20 protein-coding genes are annotated in these 18,908 nt (G+C 69.6%); 9 read left to right on the forward strand and 11 right to left on the reverse strand.

Translation table 11 applies throughout. The annotated features are described in order from the left end of the window. Nucleotides 1-39: 39 nt before the first annotated feature. The 3 genes from QZ772_RS09605 to QZ772_RS09615 form a co-directional block, all read right to left on the reverse strand. Nucleotides 40-402, reverse strand: coding sequence for a hypothetical protein (locus QZ772_RS09605; RefSeq protein WP_295525218.1), 363 nt, complete (start codon nt 400-402; stop codon nt 40-42). 82 nt (nt 403-484) lie between these two features. Next, entirely contained in the window at nt 485-1,900 is a 1,416-nt protein-coding gene (locus tag QZ772_RS09610; protein WP_295525221.1) for an ATP-binding protein, read from the reverse strand. Next, nucleotides 1,887-2,624, reverse strand: coding sequence for a response regulator (locus tag QZ772_RS09615; RefSeq protein WP_295525224.1), 738 nt, complete (start codon nt 2,622-2,624; stop codon nt 1,887-1,889). The genes QZ772_RS09610 and QZ772_RS09615 overlap by 14 nt, the downstream gene beginning before the upstream one ends. Before the next feature lie 162 nt (nt 2,625-2,786). Between QZ772_RS09615 and QZ772_RS09620 the strand changes: the two genes are divergently transcribed. Next, entirely contained in the window at nt 2,787-3,101 is a 315-nt protein-coding gene (locus QZ772_RS09620; RefSeq protein WP_295525226.1) for a helix-turn-helix transcriptional regulator, read from the forward strand. Beyond that, a complete protein-coding gene (locus QZ772_RS09625; protein ID WP_295525229.1) occupies nt 3,094-4,356 on the forward strand; it encodes a type II toxin-antitoxin system HipA family toxin in 1,263 nt (420 codons plus the stop codon). Before QZ772_RS09620 ends, QZ772_RS09625 begins: the two co-directional genes overlap by 8 nt. Nucleotides 4,357-4,429: 73 nt before the next feature. On the opposite strand, the gene QZ772_RS09630 is transcribed toward QZ772_RS09625, so the two are convergent. The 6 genes from QZ772_RS09630 to QZ772_RS09655 form a co-directional block, all read right to left on the reverse strand. Beyond that, the gene (locus QZ772_RS09630; protein ID WP_295525232.1) at nt 4,430-5,209 is read right to left on the reverse strand and encodes a pseudouridine synthase; all 780 of its coding nucleotides are present in this window, start codon (nt 5,207-5,209) and stop codon (nt 4,430-4,432) included. Nucleotides 5,210-5,255: 46 nt separating this feature from the next. Then, nucleotides 5,256-5,855, reverse strand: a complete 600-nt coding sequence (locus QZ772_RS09635; protein WP_295525234.1) for a chromate transporter — start codon at nt 5,853-5,855, stop codon at nt 5,256-5,258. A gap of 12 nt (nt 5,856-5,867) precedes the next feature. Further along, nucleotides 5,868-6,470 carry a chromate transporter gene (locus tag QZ772_RS09640; protein WP_295525236.1) on the reverse strand — a complete coding sequence of 201 codons (603 nt, stop codon included), beginning with the start codon at nt 6,468-6,470 and terminating at the stop codon, nt 5,868-5,870. Between the two features lie 104 nt (nt 6,471-6,574). Continuing rightward, nucleotides 6,575-7,057, reverse strand: a complete 483-nt coding sequence (locus QZ772_RS09645) for a hypothetical protein (protein ID WP_295525238.1) — start codon at nt 7,055-7,057, stop codon at nt 6,575-6,577. Beyond that, complete coding sequence (locus QZ772_RS09650; RefSeq protein ID WP_295525239.1) at nt 7,054-8,202, reverse strand: glycosyltransferase; 1,149 nt, start codon at nt 8,200-8,202, stop codon at nt 7,054-7,056. The genes QZ772_RS09645 and QZ772_RS09650 overlap by 4 nt, the downstream gene beginning before the upstream one ends. After that, entirely contained in the window at nt 8,199-8,978 is a 780-nt protein-coding gene (locus QZ772_RS09655; RefSeq protein ID WP_295525241.1) for a Crp/Fnr family transcriptional regulator, read from the reverse strand. The genes QZ772_RS09650 and QZ772_RS09655 overlap by 4 nt, the downstream gene beginning before the upstream one ends. A gap of 82 nt (nt 8,979-9,060) precedes the next feature. Here QZ772_RS09655 and QZ772_RS09660 point away from each other — a divergent pair, with 82 nt between their 5' ends. From QZ772_RS09660 to QZ772_RS09690, 7 genes are all read left to right on the forward strand, one after another. Next, nucleotides 9,061-11,025 (forward strand): AMP-binding protein, encoded by a 1,965-nt coding sequence (locus QZ772_RS09660; RefSeq protein ID WP_295525243.1) that lies wholly within the window; start codon nt 9,061-9,063, stop codon nt 11,023-11,025. 46 nt (nt 11,026-11,071) lie between these two features. Next, entirely contained in the window at nt 11,072-11,905 is an 834-nt protein-coding gene (locus tag QZ772_RS09665) for an ABC transporter ATP-binding protein (RefSeq protein ID WP_234193236.1), read from the forward strand. A gap of 1 nt (nt 11,906) precedes the next feature. Next, a complete protein-coding gene (locus QZ772_RS09670; protein ID WP_295525248.1) occupies nt 11,907-12,836 on the forward strand; it encodes a branched-chain amino acid ABC transporter permease in 930 nt (309 codons plus the stop codon). Between the two features lie 9 nt (nt 12,837-12,845). Next, nucleotides 12,846-13,910: a branched-chain amino acid ABC transporter permease gene (locus QZ772_RS09675; protein ID WP_294367736.1), complete on the forward strand. Its 1,065-nt coding sequence runs from the start codon at nt 12,846-12,848 to the stop codon at nt 13,908-13,910. 37 nt (nt 13,911-13,947) lie between these two features. After that, entirely contained in the window at nt 13,948-15,270 is a 1,323-nt protein-coding gene (locus QZ772_RS09680) for an ABC transporter substrate-binding protein (RefSeq protein WP_295525252.1), read from the forward strand. A gap of 150 nt (nt 15,271-15,420) precedes the next feature. Then, nucleotides 15,421-16,233 carry an ABC transporter ATP-binding protein gene (locus QZ772_RS09685; protein ID WP_295525255.1) on the forward strand — a complete coding sequence of 271 codons (813 nt, stop codon included), beginning with the start codon at nt 15,421-15,423 and terminating at the stop codon, nt 16,231-16,233. Nucleotides 16,234-16,268: 35 nt separating this feature from the next. Continuing rightward, nucleotides 16,269-17,516 carry an AMP-binding protein gene (locus QZ772_RS09690; RefSeq protein ID WP_295525257.1) on the forward strand — a complete coding sequence of 416 codons (1,248 nt, stop codon included), beginning with the start codon at nt 16,269-16,271 and terminating at the stop codon, nt 17,514-17,516. 231 nt (nt 17,517-17,747) lie between these two features. On the opposite strand, the gene QZ772_RS09695 is transcribed toward QZ772_RS09690, so the two are convergent. Both QZ772_RS09695 and QZ772_RS09700 read right to left on the reverse strand, forming a co-directional pair. Next, nucleotides 17,748-18,302 (reverse strand): type 1 glutamine amidotransferase domain-containing protein, encoded by a 555-nt coding sequence (locus QZ772_RS09695; RefSeq protein ID WP_295525260.1) that lies wholly within the window; start codon nt 18,300-18,302, stop codon nt 17,748-17,750. Between the two features lie 124 nt (nt 18,303-18,426). Further along, complete coding sequence (locus QZ772_RS09700) at nt 18,427-18,858, reverse strand: MarR family transcriptional regulator (RefSeq protein WP_295525262.1); 432 nt, start codon at nt 18,856-18,858, stop codon at nt 18,427-18,429. Nucleotides 18,859-18,908: the final 50 nt, after the last annotated feature.

The raw sequence follows: 18,908 nt of genomic DNA on the forward strand, positions 1-18,908 counted from the left end.
GCGCCACCCCGCGCAACAACGGGGCCGGCGCTCGGGGCCTTACATCCCGGGCATCGGCAGGGCGGTGGACTGGCCGATGGCCTCGCTGTTGCCACCGCTGTGCGCCGCGGCCAGCGCATCGGCCTGGGCGTGGCTGCCATCGCCCGGCTGCAGCAGGGCGGGCATCACGGTCGATTGGCCGATGGCCTCGGTGCTCACGGGACGGGCGGCGGCCATGGCGCCGGTGTTGACCTCGTCGCGCGACAGCGTCGAACTGAGCGGGGCCATCGCCGTGGACTGGCCGAGGACCTCGCTGCCGCCGCCGTTCCAGGCGGATTGGGCCCAGGCGCCCACGGTGCCGGTGGCCAGAAGGGTGCCCAGTGCCACGCCGGCGGCCAGGCGGAAGGTTGCAGGTGCGCGCATGTCGATTTCCTTGTTCACAACATCAGGGCAGGTCACGCGCCGGCTGCGCCATGCTGGCCGGCGGACCTGCCTGACGGCCACTCTAGGTGGCGTTTCTGAGCTGGAAATGAGTCGGAGCCGAGCCCAGGTGGACCCGCGCGCGCAGGCCACTGCGCTGTTCGGCCCGACGGCGGTTGATCAGCTCGATGCGCAGGCCATGTCGGCGCGCCACGCTGGCGGCGATGGCCAGGCCCAGCCCGCTGCCGCCGGCCGCCGCGCCGGGCGCGCGGTAGAAGCGGTCGAACACCCGGGGCAGCACGTCGTCGGCAATGCCGGGGCCCTCGTCCACCACGTCGACCACGGTGCCACCGCCGGGCAGCGCATGCACCAGCAGGTCGACGCAGCCAGCGGGCAGGCTGTGGCGCACGGCGTTGTCGAGCAGGTTGTCGAACAGGCTGCGCAGTTCCACCGGGGAGCCCTGCAGCTGCAGCGCCTGCAGATCAGGCGCGGCGCAGAAGCCCAGATCCACACGGCGCTGCTCGGCCACCTCGGCGAACTGGGCCACTGCCTCGCGCAACAGCGGCAGCAGCGGCACGGGTTCGGCCTGCAGCGGCTCGCCCGCCTCCTGCCGCGACAGGCGCAGCAGCTGGGCCTGCAGCCGCTGGGCGCGCGCGACACCGGTCTCCAGCCGGGCGAAGCTCTCCTGGGCAGGGCCGTCGGCGGGCATGTGCGGGCGCAGGTTGTCCAGTTGCAGGCCGATGGCGGTGAAGGGCGTGCGCAGCTCGTGCGCCGCATCGGCCACGAAGCGCTGCTGCGCCTGCAGTGCCGCCCGCAGCCGGCCGAGCAGGGCGTTGAAGGCCTGCACCAGTGGCCGGATCTCGGCCGGCACCCGCTCGGGCGCCATGCCGCGCGGGCTGCGCTCGTCCTGCGCAGCGACCTCGCGCGCCACGGCCCGCAGTGCCCGCGAGCCGCGCCACACCACCAGCCATTGCAGCAGCAGCGTGGCGGGCAGCAGCGCCAGGATCGGCAGGCCCTCGGCCAGGGCCCGCTTGAACGAGCGCTGCTGGCGGAAGGCGCGGCTTTGCAGCACCTGCACCCGCAGCCGCTCCGCGCCATCGGCGGGCGCGGTGTAGACGCGCCAGCGCTGGCTGGGCAGCGGGCCGGTGTGCAGTTCCGCAAAGCCGGGCTGGGCCTGCAGCGGCACGGCCAGCTCGGCCGAGGCGACTTCCTGCCGCTGGCCGTCCGGCGTCCACAGCTGCACCACCAGGGCGCCGCGGCGCTCGATGGCTTCGGCGTCGACGGCGGGCAGCTCGCGCACGTGCCGGCGACCGGCATAGGACTCGGCCATGGCGCGCATCTGATCGTCGCGCAGCCCTTCGATGATGCGTCCGTAGACCGCGTAGGCGCCCCAGGTCGTCAGCAGGCCGGCCACCAGGTGCAGCAGCACCAGCCAGCCAAGCAGGCGTCGGCCCAGCGAGGACGCGGGCCGCGCACGCGGCGCGGCTTCAGTCGCGGTCATGGCCGGGAAGAAGGGGCGCAGCGTCGGCCGGGCCGACAGGGCGGGCGCCCGGCGCTGCGGTCGCCGGATTGCTCACGCGCCAGCCCAGGCCGCGCATGTTGCGGATCACGTCCGCGCCCAGGCGGCGGCGCAGGCCGTAGATGAGCACGTCCAGCGCGTTGCTGTTGACCTCGTCGTCCCAGCCGTAGAGGCGCTGCTCCAGCTGGGCCCGCGAGAGCACCGCGCCGGGGCGCTCCAGCAGGGCGTGCATCAGCGCGAATTCGCGCGCGCTCAAGGGCTCGTGCCGGCCGTCCGGCAGATGCAGCTCGCGCGTGGCCAGGTCCAGCTGCAGCTGCGGCGTGCCGATGCGGGGCTGCGCAGCGCCGCCGTGGCGTCGCACCACGGCGCGCATGCGGGCGAGCAGCTCGCGCAGCGCGAAGGGCTTGGGCAGGTAGTCGTCGGCGCCCAGGTCCAGGCCGGCCACGCGGTCGTCCAGGCCGTCGCGGGCGGTGAGCACCACCACCGGCGTGCGGTCGCCGCGCGCGCGGGCACGGCGCAGCAGGGCGGTGCCTTCCTGTCCGGGCAGTCCCAGGTCGAGCAGCACGCAGGCATAGGCGCCGTCGGCCAGGGCACGCTCGCCGCTGAGCCCGTCGGCCGCCCAGTCCAGGGACCAGCCCTCGCGCGCTAGGCCCTGGCGCAGGCTGGCTGCGATCATCTCGTCGTCTTCCACCAGCAGGGCGCGCATGGGATGTCTCCGCCGTTGTCGTCGGGCGCGGATGCTGGGTGGAGCGACTTAAGGCAGGCTGATCAGCGGGTGCCCTGCCCCGAAGCCCAGCTGATCAGGGTGCGCAGATAAATACTGCAGAATGTGGCTTAAGCCGGAAAATCCGACTTAATACCTATCTGAATGGAATTAGCGCTGAGTTCCCCCGCCGAGATCGCGAGCACTCTGTGCGCGCGGTTGCGCACCGAACGGCTCGCCCAGGGCATGACCCAGGCCGAGGTCGCGGCACGCGCCGGGGTGGCGGTCAACACCGTCTCCAACCTGGAGGCGGGGCGAAGTACAGCCTTCGAGAACGTGGTGCGGGTTGCGGTGGTGCTGGGCCGACGCGACGAGCTGGTGGCGCTCTTCCAGCCGCGGCTGGAGAGCCTGCACGACATTGCCCGCTACGAGGGCAGCGCCAAGCGCCAGCGGGCGCGCAGGAAGGCAGGCGATGCCTGAGCGGATCGACGTCTGGTACGAGGGCTGGGGCGAACGCTGGCACTGGGGCTCGCTGGTGTCGTCCACGGCCATCACGGGTCGGCCGCTGATCGCCTTCGAGTACAGCGACGAGGCCCTGCGCCGCGGGCTGGAGCTGTCGGCCCACACGCTGCCTCTCAAGGGGCCGCGGCTGCGCCACGGCTTTCCGGCGCATCAGATGGGCCTGCCCGGCCCGGTGTACGACGCTTTGCCCGATGGCTGGGGTCTGCTGCTGATGGACCGGCTGTTCAAGCGCCGCGGCCTCAACCCGGCGCGCATCGGCCCGCTGGAGCGGTTGGCGTACGTCGGCCGCAGCGCCATGGGTGCGCTTTCCTTCGAGCCGCCCGCGGCAGAGGGCGAGGCCCCGCCGGGGAAGGTCATGCTCGCCCAACTCGCGGCCGAGGTGCAGGAGGTGCAGCGTGGCCAAGGCGGCGCCTTCCTGCAGCGCCTGCTGCAGATGGGCGGCTCGCCACAGGGCGCGCGGCCCAAGGTGCTGCTCTACCGCGAGCCCGCCACAGGCATCTTCAGCACGGCCGACGGGCCAGGACTGGAGCCCTGGCTCATCAAGTTTCCCGCGCAGCACGAGCCGGCCGAGGTCTGCGCCGTCGAGGCGGCCTATGCCCAGGCCCTGCGCGACTGCGGCATCGACACGCCGGCCACCGAGCACTTCGCGCTGCCCGGCGGCCAGGCCGCCTTCGGCAGCCGGCGCTTCGACCGCGACGCCGGCAAGCGTGTGCCGATCCAGAGCCTGGCCGCCTTCATCGGTGCCGACTTCCGCACGCCCGGCGCGCTCGATGCCGCGACCTTCCTGCGCGCCACGCTGCTGTGCACCAACGATGTCCGCGAGCGCACGCGGGCCTACGAGCGCGTGGTCTTCAACGTCGCCTTCCACAACCGGGACGACCATCCGAAGAACTTCGCCTACCGCCTGTCGGCGCGCGGGCACTGGCAACTGGCGCCGGCCTTCGACGTCACCTTCTGCGAAGGCCCGGGCGGCTACCACCAGATGGACGTGATGGGTGAGGCGCTGGACGTCGACCGTGCGGCGCTGCTGCGGCTGGGTGAGCAGGAGGCGGAGCTTTCGCGCGCGCAGGCCAGCGAAACGATCGAGCGCATCGCTGCCGTGGCCAGCAGCTTCGTCCAGTCGGCGCGGCAGCGGTTCACGGGTCTGATCGCGCCGGACACCCTGGCGCTGATCCAGCGCCGCATCGACGACAACCTGCGGCAGTTGGGCTAGCCGCAGCCGCCGCACACACGCCGGTCGCGGCGTGCGTGGCGCGGCGCAATGCAGGCTGGGTTCTGCTGGCCGCTCAGAACCGCTCGTCCGCCCCCAGGTAGCGCCACTGCCCCTGCGGCAGCTGCCCCAGCACCACATTGCCGATGCGGATGCGCTTGAGGCCCACCACGCGCAGGCCCACGGCCTCGCACATGCGGCGGATCTGGCGCTTCTTGCCTTCCTTGAGCACGAAGCGCAGCTGCTCGGGGTTCTGCCAGTCCACGCGCGCCGGCTTCAGCGGCTGGCCGTCGAGCGACAGGCCTTGGCGCAGGCGCGCGATCTGCTCGCGCGGAAAAACCGACTGCACGTCGATCGTGCGCTCCTGGCCGCCCATGGGCCAGCTCACGCGCACGAGGTATTCCTTCTCGATGTCCGAGTCCTCGCCGATCAGCTGGCGGGCGACGCGGCCGTCCTGCGTCAGCACCAGCAGGCCGACGGAGTCGATGTCCAGCCGGCCGGCGGGCGCCAGACCGCGCAGCTGCTCGGGCGCGAAGCGCTGGCGGCTGCCGTCGCCGCGCCAGTGGTTGCGCGGCTGCACCAGGGTGACGGCGGGCTGGTGGCCGTCCTCGGCCTGACCGCTGACATAGCCCACGGGCTTGTGCAGCAGGATGGTCACGCGCTGCTCCTGCTGGCCCTGGGCGCGCTTGTCGACCTCGATGCGATCCGTCGGCCCCACCTTGACGCCCATGGCCGCGACCTGGCCGTTGACCTTGACCCAGCCGCGTTCGATCCACGCATCGGCCTCGCGCCGCGAGCACAGGCCCAGGTCGGCCATGCGCTTGTTGAGTCGGATCGGGTCGGGCTGGTCGGTCATCGGGCAGGCAGCGAAGGGCGGCGGTGGACGGGGCGCCATTGTCCCCTCACACCAGGCCCAGCACCCCCAGCACCGCGCCGGCCCCCAGCAGCCACAGCAGGTGGACCCGCGTGCGCCAGACGATCAGCCCGGCCACGCCGGCCAGCAGCCAGACCGGCCAGCGCGCATGGCCCGCGACCTCGTTGCTGCGCGCCAGAACCCAGCCTGTGGCCACCAGCAGCCCGACGGCCACCGGCGCCAGGCCCTGCTTGAAGGCCCGCACGCCACGGTGCGTGCGATTGCGGTGCGCCCAGCGCGTGGCCAGCAGGGTGAGCACGCTGCTGGGCAGCATGATGCCGGTCATGGTGGTGGCCACGCCCAGCAGGCCGAGCAGCCAGGCATGCGGGCCGGCCCCGATGCCGCCGCCGGCGTTCAGGCCCACGTTCCAGCCCATCAGCGCCACGAACAGGATGTTGGGCCCAGGCGCGGCCTGGGCGATGGCGACCGAGGCGTTGAACTGCATCGGGTCCAGCCAGCCCTTCTGCGCCACCAGGTAGCGCTGCATGTCGGGCAGGGTGGTGATGGCGCCGCTCACCGCCATCAGCGACAGCAGCATGTATTGGCCGAGCAGGCTCAGCCAGTCGTGCCAGTGCAGGGTGATGCTCATGGTCGCCTTGCCTCAGGGCCGCAGCCGCGTGAAGGTCCACACGCAGGCACCGCCGCCCACGATCAGCAGCACCCAGCCCAGCGGCACGCGCACCAGCGCGATCAGCACGAACACCAGCGCCGCGATGCCCACGCCGGCCGCGAAGCCAAGCGGATGCGCACGCAGCGAAGGAATCAGCTTGACGCCCGTGGCGGCGATGACGCCGCCGGCCACGCTGCTCATGCCGCGCAGCGCACCGGCCACGCGCGGGTCGTTGGCATAGTGGGCATGCAGAACGGCCAGCACGAGGATCACCGCCAGCGGCAGCACCAGCATGCCGGCCAGCCCGGCCAGTGCGCCACGCAGGCCGAAGTGCCGGTCGCCCAGCATCAGCGCCAGGTTAATGACGTTGGGACCGGGCAGCACCTGGGCCACGGCCCAGTCCTCGATGAACTGCTCCTTGGTGAGCCAGCGCTTGCGCTCCACCAGTTCGCGCTGCACCACGGCCAGCACGCCGCCGAAGCCCTGCAGCGCGAGGATGGTGAAGGAGAGGAAGAGGTCGGCGAGGGATTCGGGTCGTGCGGGCGCTTGGTGCGGGGCGGCGTCGGCATCGGCCACGGAGGGCGGCACTGGCATGGCGGCGGATTATGCGGGCGGTATTGCCGCGGGCCGGCCCTGTCGTCAGGCGCGGATCAGTCGCCGCCGTTTCTCCCTCTCCCGCAATGGTGGAGGACTCCTGCTCAGCGCCCCCTGCCGGCCAGCCTCAGGTGCAGCACACCCATGCCCATCGCCAGCGCCGCGCCCCACCAGTAGTCCACCGGCAAGCCCAGCAGCCAGTGCGGATGCCAGTGCGCATGCACCGGGTCGAGCCTTGCCCAGCCATACGCCGGGTTGACCACGAACCACAGGCAGTCCTCGCTGACCCAGAAGGTGGCCAGGCCGCCCAGGGCCAGCACGAAGTCGCTCCAGCGCCAGCGGCCGTTGAAGGCCAGCGGCATGAAGAAGACCAGCAGCATGAAGCTGAACACCCAGGCGTGGTAGCCGGTCATGGCACGTCCGCCCCAGAAGATGTCGAGCAGCCAGTGGTGCTCGATGCGCCAGGTGGGCAGCGAGGTGGCCCAGCCCGCACCGCCTTCGATCTGGATCTCGGCATTGGCGAAGAAGAAGCCCATCAGCAGCGCCCAGGCGTAGTAGCCGAGCACGCGGCGCAGGCCCGCGCTCATCGGCCGGCTCCTTCGATCACTTGCATCAGCACGGCGCGGGCGGCGCCCGGCTTGCCCAGCGCGCGGCTGCGTTCGGCCATGGCGCGCAGGCGGGGCGCATCGGCCATCAGGCGCGCGATCTTGTAGTCCAGCCCGATGGCGTCGTCGGTGAGCCAGGCGGCGCCTTCCTCCAGCAGGTGGATGGCGTTGTGCTCCTCCTGTCCCGGGATGGGCGAGGTCAGCAGCATCGGCCGGCCCAGCGCCATGCATTCGGAAATGGTGAGGCCGCCGGGCTTGGTGACCACCAGGTCAGCGGCGGTCATCAGCCGGTCCATCTCGGTGGTGAAGCCGATGGGCAGCAACCGGCCGGCGTGCTGCGCGGCCAGCGCCTGCAATTGCGCATGGGCCTCGGCATTGCGGCCGGCCACGGCGACAAGCTGGAAGTCCTGTCCCGGCAGCGCGAGCACGCGCCGCGCCATGCTGGGCAGGTCGCCCACGCCTGCGCCGCCCGAGACCATCAGCACCACGCCGCGCGCGGTGTCCAGGCCCAGGCTGCGCACGGCCGCGTCGCGCTCGGCCGTGGCCACGTCGAAGGCGGGCATCACGGGGATGCCCGTGACATGGATGCGCGCCGCCGGCAGGCCGCGAGCGCGCATGCGGAAGGCCACCTCTTCATTGGCCGCGAAGTAGCCGGCCATGCCCGGCACGATCCACATGTTGTGCAGGTCGTAGTCGGTCACCTGCAGCCACAGCGAGGCCGGAAGGCGCGCGCGCTGCTGCTCGCGCGCCAGCAGCTCCGCCGGCAGGAAGTGGGTGCAGACGATGGCATCGGGCCGCTCGCGGGCGATCTGGCGCAGCAGCTCGCGCGCGCTCAGCCGCTCGATGCCGCGGCGCAGGCGCTGCGAGGCGGCGCTGTGCGGCGTGGCGTCGGCCTTGCCGTGCAGGTACGACCACACGTCGGGCGCGCGGTTGACGAGCTTGATGTACCAGTCGGTGTAGACCTTGCGGAAGCCCGCTGCCACATGCGCCATCGCATCGATGTGCACGCATTGCCAGCCGGGCCAGTGCAGTTGCGCCGTGGCCGCGAGGGCCTGCGCGGCACGGACATGGCCGTTGCCTGCGCTGACGCTGAGGATGAGAAGCTTGCCGGGTTGCTGAGGAGTCATGGTTCGGTGTTCTGGCGGCGCGCCGTGCGCCGTCCCTGGGGGGCGCGTCCGCCCTGCCGCAGCGCAGGCAGGTCGAGCACCCGCAGCCCACCGTACTCCACCTGTATGACACCTTGTGAGGAGAGCGCCATCAGCGACTCGTTGACTCGCTGGCGCGACAGACCCACTAGATAGGCCAGCTCCTGCTGCGTGATGCGCAGCATCTCGCCCACCCGCGGGAACAGCACCGGGTTGAACAGCGCCGCCAGGTTGCGGGCCACGCGGGCATCGGTGTTGTTCAGGCGGTCGATCTCCACCGCCGCGATGAACTGGCCCAGCCGCTCGTTGAGTTGGTTCATGACGAAGCGGTTGAAGCCGATGGAGTGGTCCAGCAGCCAGTGGAAGCTGTCCAGCGGCAGCCCGGCCACCACGCTGCGCCGCAGCGCGCTCACGTTGTAGCGGTAGGGCTCGCGCTTGATGGCCGTGCCTTCGCCGAACCAGCCGCCCGGCGACAGGCCGCTGTAGGTGACCTGGCTGCCGTCTGCGCGGTCGTTGCTCATCTTGAGCAGGCCCTCGATCACGCCGAACCAGTAGGTGGGGGCGCGGCCCACGCGGCAGACTTGATCGCCGACCTCGGCCTCGCCCACCACCAGCGCGGCCTCGGCCCGGCGGCGCTCTGCGGGTGCCAGCGCGTCGAGCCAGGGAATCGCCTGCAGCTCGGCCTCGGTGGCGGGGCGCACACGGTCGCGGATCCCACGGACAGTGGCCTTGGCGTTGCGTTGGCTTCGTTCGCCCATGGGGAAAGTCCCGAGAGTGGAGTCCCTAGGATTGTCGTCACAACGACACCACGGCGTCAAAGTGGCGCCTAAATTGCGCGGCGTGGAACCTCAAGCCAACACCTTTCCCCGCCTGCTGACGGCGCATGCGCGCCAGCGTCCGGATGCGCCCGCCGTGCGCGAGAAGGATCTGGGCATCTGGCAGACCTGGAACTGGTCGCAGGCCGCGACCGAAGTGCGCGAGCTGGCCTGCGGCCTGGCCAGCCTGGGCTTCGCGGCCGGGGCCAACCTGGCCATCGTGGGCGCCAACCGGCCGCACCTGTACTTCGCGGTGGTGGCGGCGCAGAGCGTGGGCGGCGTGCCGGTGCCGCTCTACCAGGACGCGGCTGCGGCCGAGATGGTGTTCATGCTGGACGACGCCGGTATCGAGTTCGTCTTTGCCGAGGACCAGGAACAGGTGGACAAGCTGCTCGAATGCCGCGAGTTGCAGCAGGCGGCCAACCCGGGCAGTGCCGGCCTGCGCACCATCGTCTACGACGACCCGCGTGGCCTGCGTCACTACGACCAGCCCGGCCTGATGAGCTACGAGCAGCTGCGCGCGCTGGGCCGGGCCTTCGATGCCGCCACGCCCGGCTTCTTCGACCGGGCCGTGGCCGCCGGCCAGCCCGACGACGTGGCCGTGATCCTCTACACCTCGGGCACCACCGGCCGGCCCAAGGGCGTGTGCCAGACGCACGCCAGCTTCATGTCCGCGGGCCGCGGCGGCGTCGAGACCGACCGCCTGGGCCCGGGCGACGACATCATGAGCTACCTGCCCATGGCCTGGGTGGGCGACCACCTGTTCTCGGTGGCGCAGTGGCTGGTGGGTGGCTTCACGCTCAACTGCCCCGAGTCCGCCGCCACGGTGATGAACGACATGCGCGAGATCGGGCCGAGCTACTACTTCGGCCCGCCGCGCACCTTCGAAGGCCTGCTCACGGCGGTGTCGATCCGAATGGAAGATGCCGCAGCCCCCAAGCGCTGGATGTACGCGAAGTTCATGGCCCTGGCCCGCCGCGTGGGCGCCGACATCCTGGCCGGCCGGCCGGTGGGCTTTGCCGACCGGCTGATGTACGGCCTGGGCAACCTGATGGTCTACGGCCCGTTGCGCAATGTGCTGGGCATGAGCCGCATCCGCGTGGCCTACACCGCGGGCGCGGCCATCGGGCCCGACCTGTTCCGCTTCTACCGCTCCATCGGCGTCAACCTCAAGCAGTTCTATGGCCAGACCGAGACCTGCGCCTATGTGTGCCTGCAGCGCGACGGCGACGTCAAGCTCACCAGCGTGGGCACGGCCGCGCCGGGCATGGAGCTCAAGATCGCCGACAGCGGCGAGGTGCTGGTGCGCGGCGTGTCGGTGCTCAAGGAGTACTACAAGCGCCCCGACGCCACCGCCGAGGTGCTGGACGCCGACGGCTACTTCCACACCGGCGACGCCGGCGTGATCGACCACGAGGGCCACCTGCGCATCATCGACCGCGCCAAGGACGTCGGGCGCATGGCAGCCGGCGCCATGTTTGCGCCCAACTACATCGAGAACAAGCTCAAGTTCTTCCCGCAGATCAAGGAGGCCGTGTGCTTTGGCCATGCGCGCGAGGAGGTCTGCGCCTTCATCAACATCGACTACGAGGCCGTGGGCAACTGGGCCGAGCGCCGCGCGCTGCCCTACGGCGGCTATGTGGACCTAGCGGGCAAGGCCGAGGTGCTGCAACTGGTGCGCGAGTGCATCGAGCAGGTCAACGCGGACCTGGCCGCGGAAGAGGGCATGGAAGCCACGCAGATCGCCCGCTTCCTGGTGCTGCACAAGGAGCTGGATCCGGACGACGACGAGCTCACCCGCACCCGCAAGGTCCGCCGCGGCTTCATCGCCGACAAGTACGCCGTGCTGGTCGAGGCGCTCTACGCCGGCAAGACCGAGCAGTTCATCGAGACGCAGGTCAAGTTCGAGGACGGCCGCACCGGCAGCGTGAGCGCCACGCTCAAGATCGTGGAAGCGCGCTGCTTCCCGCCCGTGAAGGCTGCCGCATGAACGCCCGTGCCTCCGTCCGAAGCGGCGCTTGCACCGAAGGTCCTCTATGAACGCCACCACCGCCCAGGAGCTGGCCATGGCCGCCAGCGCACCCGTCACCGGGCGCCGCATCGGGGACGTGATCCTCGACGTGCAGAACATCACCCTGCGCTTCGGCGGCGTCAAGGCGCTCACCGACATCAGCTTCGACGTGCGCGAGCACGAGGTGCGCTCGATCATCGGGCCCAACGGTGCCGGCAAGAGCTCGATGCTCAACTGCATCAACGGCGTCTACCAGCCGCAGGAAGGGCAGATCACCTTCCGCGGCCAGACCTTCCGTCACATGAACTCGCGCCAGGTGGCCGAGATGGGCGTGGCCCGCACCTTCCAGAACCTGGCCCTGTTCAAGGGCATGAGCGTGCTGGACAACATCATGACGGGCCGCAACCTCAAGATGAAGTGCGGCCTGCTGGCGCAGGCTTTCCGCCTCGGCCCCGCCGAGCGCGAGGAGATCCGCCATCGCGAGTTCGTCGAACGCATCATCGACTTCCTGGAGATCCAGGCCTGGCGCAAGACACCGGTGGGCCGGCTGCCCTACGGCCTGCAGAAGCGCGTGGACCTGGGCCGCGCCCTGGCCATGGAGCCGCAGGTGCTGCTGCTGGACGAGCCCATGGCCGGCATGAACGTCGAGGAGAAGCAGGACATGAGCCGCTTCATCCTGGACGTGAACGACGAGTTCGGCACCACCATCGTGCTGATCGAGCACGACATGGGCGTGGTGATGGACATCAGCGACCGCGTCGTGGTGCTGGACTACGGCAAGAAGATCGGCGACGGCACGCCCGACGAGGTGCGCAACAACCCGGAAGTGATCCGGGCCTACCTGGGTGCGGAGCACTGACATGGGATTCTTCCTCGAAACCCTCTTCGGCGGCCTGATGGTGGGCATGCTGTATTCGCTGATCGCGCTGGGCTTCGTGCTCATCTACAAGGCCAGCGGCGTCTTCAACTTCGCGCAGGGCGCCATGGTGCTGTTCGCGGCGCTGGCCATGGCGCGCTTCGCGGAATGGTTCCCCAAGCTGCTGGGCTTCGAGAGCCTGCTGCTGGCCAACCTGCTGGCCTTCGTCGCCGCCATGGGCGTGATGGTGATCGTGGCCTGGCTGATCGAGCGGCTGGCACTGTCGAAGCTGGTCAACCAGGAGCACATCACGCTGCTCATGGCCACGCTGGGCATCACCTACTTCCTCGACGGCCTGGGCCAGACCCTGTTCGGCAACGACATCTACAAGATCGACGTCGGCATGCCCAAGGACCCGATGATGCTGTTCGAAGGCACCTTCGAAGGTGGCCTGCTGGTCAGCAAGGAAGACCTCATCGCCGCGGGGGTGGCGGCCGCCCTGGTGCTGGCGCTGAGCCTGTTCTTCCAGAAGACCTCCACCGGCCGCGCGCTGCGCGCCGTGGCCGACGACCACCAGGCCGCGCAGTCCATCGGCATCCCGCTCAACCGCATCTGGGTGATCGTGTGGTCGGTGGCCGGCTTCGCGGCGCTGGTGGCAGGGATCATCTGGGGTTCCAAGCTGGGCGTGCAGTTCTCGCTGTCGCTGGTGGCGCTCAAGGCCTTGCCGGTGGTGATCCTGGGTGGCCTCACCTCGGTGCCCGGCGCCATCATCGGCGGCCTGCTCATCGGCGTGGGCGAGAAGCTGTCGGAGATCTACCTCGGGCCGCTGCTGGGCGGCGGCATCGAGATCTGGTTCGCCTATGTACTGGCCCTGGTCTTCCTCCTCGTTCGCCCGCAAGGACTCTTCGGCGAAAAGATCATCGACCGCGTCTGAGGGACTGCCATGCTGTACAGAGAGAACGGACAGTTCAAGTCGAGCTACAGAGCCGACCAGCAGATCTTTCCGATCCTGCAGGACCGCGTCGCCATCCTCGCGCTGCTGGTGGTCGCCTTCGCCGCGGTGCCGGCGCTGGCTTCGGAATACTGGCTGCGCGCCATCCTCACGCCCTTCCTCATCCTCTCGCTGGCTGCGCTGGGGCTGAACATCCTGGTGGGCTACTGCGGGCAGATCTCCCTGGGCACCGGGGCGTTCATGGCAGTGGGCGCCTATGCGGCCTACAACTTCCATGTGCGCATCGAAGGCATGCCGCTGATCGCTTCGCTGCTGCTGGGCGGGCTGTGCGCCACCGGCGTGGGCGTGCTCTTCGGCATACCCAGCCTGCGCATCAAGGGCCTGTACCTGGCGGTGGCCACGCTGGCCGCGCAGTTCTTCACCGACTGGGCCTTCCTGCGCATCCAGTGGTTCACCAACAACTCGGCCTCGGGGTCGGTGAGCGTGGCGGGGCTCAACGTGTTCGGCCTGCCGGTGGAGACGCCGGCGCAGAAGTACCTGCTGTGCCTGGCCTTCGTCAGCGTGTTCGCGCTGCTGGCCAAGAACCTCACGCGCAGCAGCATCGGCCGCGAATGGATGGCCATGCGCGACATGGACGTGGCCGCCGCCGTCATCGGCATCCGCCCGGTGTACGCCAAGCTCACGGCCTTCGCGGTCAGCAGCTTCATCGTGGGCGTGGCGGGCGCGCTATGGGGCTTCGTGCATCTGGGCGCCTGGGAGCCGGCGGCCTTCAGCATCGACCGCTCCTTCCAGCTGCTGTTCATGGTGATCATCGGCGGCCTGGGCTCGATCATGGGCAGCTTCTTCGGCGCGGCCTTCATCGTGCTGCTGCCCATCTTCCTGAACCAGCTGCCGGGCTGGTTCGGCCTGTCGATGTCGACGGCGCTGGCCTCGCACCTCGAATTCATGATCTTCGGCGCGCTGATCGTGTTCTTCCTGATCGTGGAGCCGCATGGCCTGGCAAGGCTGTGGTCCACGTTCAAGGAAAAGCTGCGGCTCTGGCCTTTTCCCCACTGAGTTCCCGTCGTTCATGCCCAACCAGAAGGAGACAACCATGAAGCTGAAATCCCTCGTCCTGGCCGCCGCGGCCGTTGCCACCCTTGCGGGTACGGCCGGCCAGGCCCTGGCGCAGGCCAAGGAGCAGTTCTTCCCGCTGCTGGTCTATCGCACGGGGCCCTATGCGCCCAACGGCACGCCCTGGGCCAATGGCAAGCAGGACTACATCAAGCTGGTCAATGCCCAGGGCGGCATCAACGGCGTGAAGATCGCGTACGAGGAATGCGAGACGGGCTACGCGACCGACAAGGGCGTGGAATGCTACGAGCGCCTCAAGGGCCGTCCGGGCGTGGCGGTGTTCGATCCGCAGGCCACCGGCATCACCTTCGCGCTGACCGACAAGGTGCCGCAGGACAAGATCCCGCTCATCACGCTGGGCTACGGCCTGGGCGCGTCGCAGGACGGCAATGTCTTCAAGTGGAACTTCCCGCTCATGGGCAGCTACTGGACGGCGGCCGACGTCCTGATCCAGCACCTGGGCAAGAAGGAAGGCGGGCTCGACAAGCTCAAGGGCAAGAAGATCGCGCTGGTCTACCACGACTCGCCCTTCGGCAAGGAGCCGATCCCGCTGCTGCAGGAGCGCGCCAAGCTGCATGGCTTCGACCTGTCGCTGATCCCGGTGACGGCGCCGGGCGTGGAGCAGAAGTCGGCCTGGTTGCAGGTGCGCCAGCAGCGGCCCGACTTCGTGCTGCTGTGGGGCTGGGGCGTGATGAACTCCACCGCGCTCAAGGAGGCCGTGGCCACTGGCTATCCGCGCGAGAAGATGTACGGCGTGTGGTGGGCCGGCGCCGAACCCGATGTGCGCGACGTGGGCGCCAATGCCAAGGGCTACAACGCGCTGGCGCTCAACACCTCTGGCACCGAGCCCAAGGTGATCCAGGACATCCTCAAGACCGTGCACGACAAGGGCCAGGGCACCGGTCCGCGCGACGAGGTGGGCTCGGTGCTCTACACCCGCGGCGTGATCATCCAGATGCTGACCGTCGAGGCCGTCAAGCGCGCGCAGGAGCGCTTCGGCAAGGGCAAGGTCATGACCGGCGAGCAGGTGCGCTGGGGCCTGGAGAATCTGGCGCTCGACCAGAAGAAGCTGGACGCGCTGGGCTTCTCGGGCGTGATGCGGCCCATCAGCACCAGCTGCCAGGACCACATGGGTTCCAGCTGGGCCCGCGTGCACACCTGGGACGGCGCCAAGTGGGGCGGCATGTCCGACTGGTACCAGGCGGACGAGGCCATCCTGAAGCCGCTGGTCAAGACGACGGCGGACAAGTACGCGGCGGAGAAGAAGCTGACGCGCCGGGACACCGCTGATTGTGGCGCCTGAACGGCGCCACAAACTGCGGTGCTCGTCGCACGCGCCGGCACTGAGGCACCCTCCCCAGCCCCTCCCGCCGGGCGGGAGGGGCGCCTGCCAACACGCGAGACGGCGCGGTCGCAGTGATCGCCGCCACGTCCCGATGCCCGAAGGAAGTTCATGAGCCAAGGCAATCCTCTCCTCGACGTCAATGGCATCGAGGTCATCTACAACCACGTGATCCTGGTGCTCAAGGGCGTCTCGTTGCAGGTGCCGGAGGGCGGGATCGTGGCGCTGCTGGGCGGCAACGGCGCGGGCAAGACGACCACGCTGCGCGCCGTGTCCAACCTCTTGGCCGGCGAGCGCGGGGCGGTGACCAAGGGCAGCATCACGCTGCGCGGCGAGCGCATCGAGGCGCTGTCGCCGGCGGCGCTCGTCAAGCGCGGGCTGGTGCAGGTGATGGAGGGGCGCCACTGCTTCGCGCACCTGAGCATCGAGGACAACCTGATGACCGGCGCCTACACCCGCACCGACGGCAAGGCCGCGGTGGCCGAGACACTGGAGAAGGTCTATGCCTACTTTCCGCGGCTCAAGACACGGCGCACCAGCCAGGCGGCCTACACCTCCGGCGGCGAGCAGCAGATGTGCGCCATCGGTCGCGCGCTGATGGCCAACCCCAGCATGGTGCTGCTGGACGAACCCTCGATGGGCCTGGCGCCGCAGATCGTGGAAGAGGTCTTCGCCATCGTGAAGGACCTCAACGAGAAGGAGCGCGTGACCTTCCTGCTGGCCGAGCAGAACACGCGCATGGCGCTGCGCTTCGCCAACTACGGCTACATCATGGAAAGCGGGCGCCTCGTGATGGACGGGCCCGCCGACAGCCTGCGCGAGAACGAGGACGTGAAGGAGTTCTACCTCGGCATGGGCGGCGCCGACCGCAAGAGCTTCCGCGACGTCAAGAGCTACAAGCGCCGCAAGCGCTGGCTGGCCTGAGGAACCCCACGCCCATCGAACCCGCGCTGTTTGCCATGACTGATTTCTACGACGACCTCGAGACCCGCTCGCCGCAGGCGCGCGAAGCCGCCCTGATGGCAGCGCTGCCCGCGCAGATCCGCCACGCGCAGCAAAAAGCGCCCGCCTTCGGTCGCATCCTGCAGGGCGTGGATGCCTCGGCGGTCGACACGCGCGCGGCGCTGGCCAGGCTGCCGGTGACGCGCAAAAGCGAGTTGGTCGCGCTGCAACAGGCGGGGCGGGCGGAGGACGCCTTCGGCGGCTTTTCCGCCGTGGCGCGTGGCCCGGCCATGCCGCGCGTCTTTGCCAGTCCCGGGCCCATCTACGAGCCCCAGGGCGCGCACGGCGACCATTGGCGCGTGGGGCGGGCGCTCTTCGCGGCCGGCTTCCGTTCGGGCGAGCTGGTGCACAACAGCTTCAGCTACCACATGACGCCGGCAGGCGCCATGATGGAAAGCGGCGCCCATGCGCTGGGCTGCAGCGTCTTCCCCGGTGGCACCGGCCAGACCGAGCAGCAGCTTGAGGCGATGGCCGACCTGCGCCCGGATGGCTATGCGGGCACGCCCAGCTTTCTCAAGATCCTGCTGGAGAAGGCGGCCGAGAAGGGCCTGCGGCTGCCCTCGCTTACCAAGGCACTCGTTTCGGGCGAGGCCTTTCCGCCGAGTCTGCGCGCGCATCTCGCGGGCCTGGGGGTGCAGGGCCTGCAGTGCTACGCCACGGCAGATCTGGGCCTGATCGCCTACGAGACGCAGGCCCGCGAGGGCCTGGTGGTGGACGAGGGCGTGCTGGTCGAGATCGTCCGGCCGGGCACCGGCGACCCGGTGCCAGATGGGGAGGTGGGCGAGGTGGTGGTGACCACCTTCAATACCGACTATCCGTTGGTGCGCTTCGGCACGGGCGATCTGTCGGCGGTCATGGCCGGACGCTGTCCGACGGGGCGAACCAATCGACGCATCAAAGGCTGGATGGGCCGGGCCGACCAGACCACCAAGATCCGCGGCATGTTCGTGCACCCGGGGCAGGTGGCCGAGATCGCGCGGCGCTTTCCCGAGATCGGTCGCGCACGGCTGGTGGTGGAGGGCGCCACGGGCGATGACCGCATGACGCTCAAGGTGGAATGCAACCAGGCGTCCGAAGGGCTGCAGGAGCGACTGGCGGCAGCCATCCGAGAGGTGACCAAGCTGCGCGGCGACATATTCGTTCAGCCGCCCGGCAGCCTGCCCAACGACGGCAAGGTCATCGAGGACGCGCGCAGCTACGAATGAATGCACAAAGGCCGCCCGATGTTCGCCAGGCGGCCTTGCTGAGGCCGGAGGGCGCCCGGAAACACCATCGTGCGCCGCTTGCCCCAGGCCGTTCGGGCTGAACCTGTCGAAGCGGGGGCGCGTGCGGACCCTAGCCCTTCGACAAGCTCAGGGCGAACGGGTGAGCTACTCAGGGCGAACGGGGTGGAAATGATTCCCGTCGAACGGCAACCAGTCCTTTCCGCTTGGGCTTCAGGCGTGCGCCGTGGCGCCCGCGAACAGCTTCACCATCTCCCGGTTGAAGGCCGGAATGTCCTTGGGATTGCGGCTCGTGAGCAGTTGGCCGTCGACGACGGCCTCCTGGTCGACCCAGCGCGCGCCCGCATTGGACAGATCGTTCTTCAACGACGGCCAGGACGTCATCTGCTTGCCCTTCACGGCGCCAGCGTCGATCAGCGTCCAGGGGCCGTGGCAGATGGCGGCGATGGGCTTTCCTGCGTCGGCAAAGGCCTTGATCAGTGCGATGGCCTTCGGCTCGAGTCGCAGGGCGTCGGGGTTCACCACGCCCCCGGGCAGCAGCAGCGCGTCGAATTCATCGGCCTTGACGCCATCCAGCGCCACATCGACCGGGAACTTGTCGGCCTTGTCGTGGTGATTCCAGCCCTGCACCTGGCCCTTCATGGGCGAGACGATCTGCGTCTTCGCGCCCGCCTGGTCCAGCGCCTTGCGAGGCTCTGTCATTTCCACCTGTTCGAAACCGTCGGCAACGAGGACGGCGACCTTGAGGTCCTTGAGCGAGTCGGTCATGGGTGTTCCTTTCGTGTGTGGGTCGGAGTACGAAGGGTTCACCCTAGGTTCCTGCGCGCCGGGCCCCATCGGCCAGAGGCCGCAACCCGTGTCGGACAGGTCGACGGGTATCGGGGCCCGCGGATCAATACCCCATGTCGATCAGCCGCTCGCGCATGGCCTGGAGCGCAGCGCGCATGCGCTCCACTTCGGCCGGCGCGCAGACCGAGAGGATCTCGTCGGTGAGGGCGCTCACCGCCTTCTCGGCCCGGGCGTAGAGGCGCCGGCCCTTTGCCGAGATATTGACCATCACCGCCCGGCCGTCGTGCTCGGCACCGCCCCGGGACACCAGCCCGCGTTCTTCGAGGCCATGCAGCATGCGCGTGAGCCGGGTTCGCTCGTAGGCCGTCCACTGCGCCAGTTCCTGCATGGCGATGGGGCCGCGGCTGTGCAGGGTGCCCAATGTTCTCCATTCGGTGGTCAGCAGGTCGTAGGGGCGCAGCACGTCCTGCAGGGCGCGGTCGCGCCGGTACACCACCTGGGTGCAGAGAAAGAAGATGTGGTCTTCGAGTTCCATGGGGCCGCGCCTCCGGTCGCGGCCTCGCCAATGTAGCCGCGGTGCCCGTG

It is taken from the genome of uncultured Pseudacidovorax sp., from assembly GCF_913773995.1.
Lineage (GTDB): Bacteria > Pseudomonadota > Gammaproteobacteria > Burkholderiales > Burkholderiaceae_C > Xenophilus.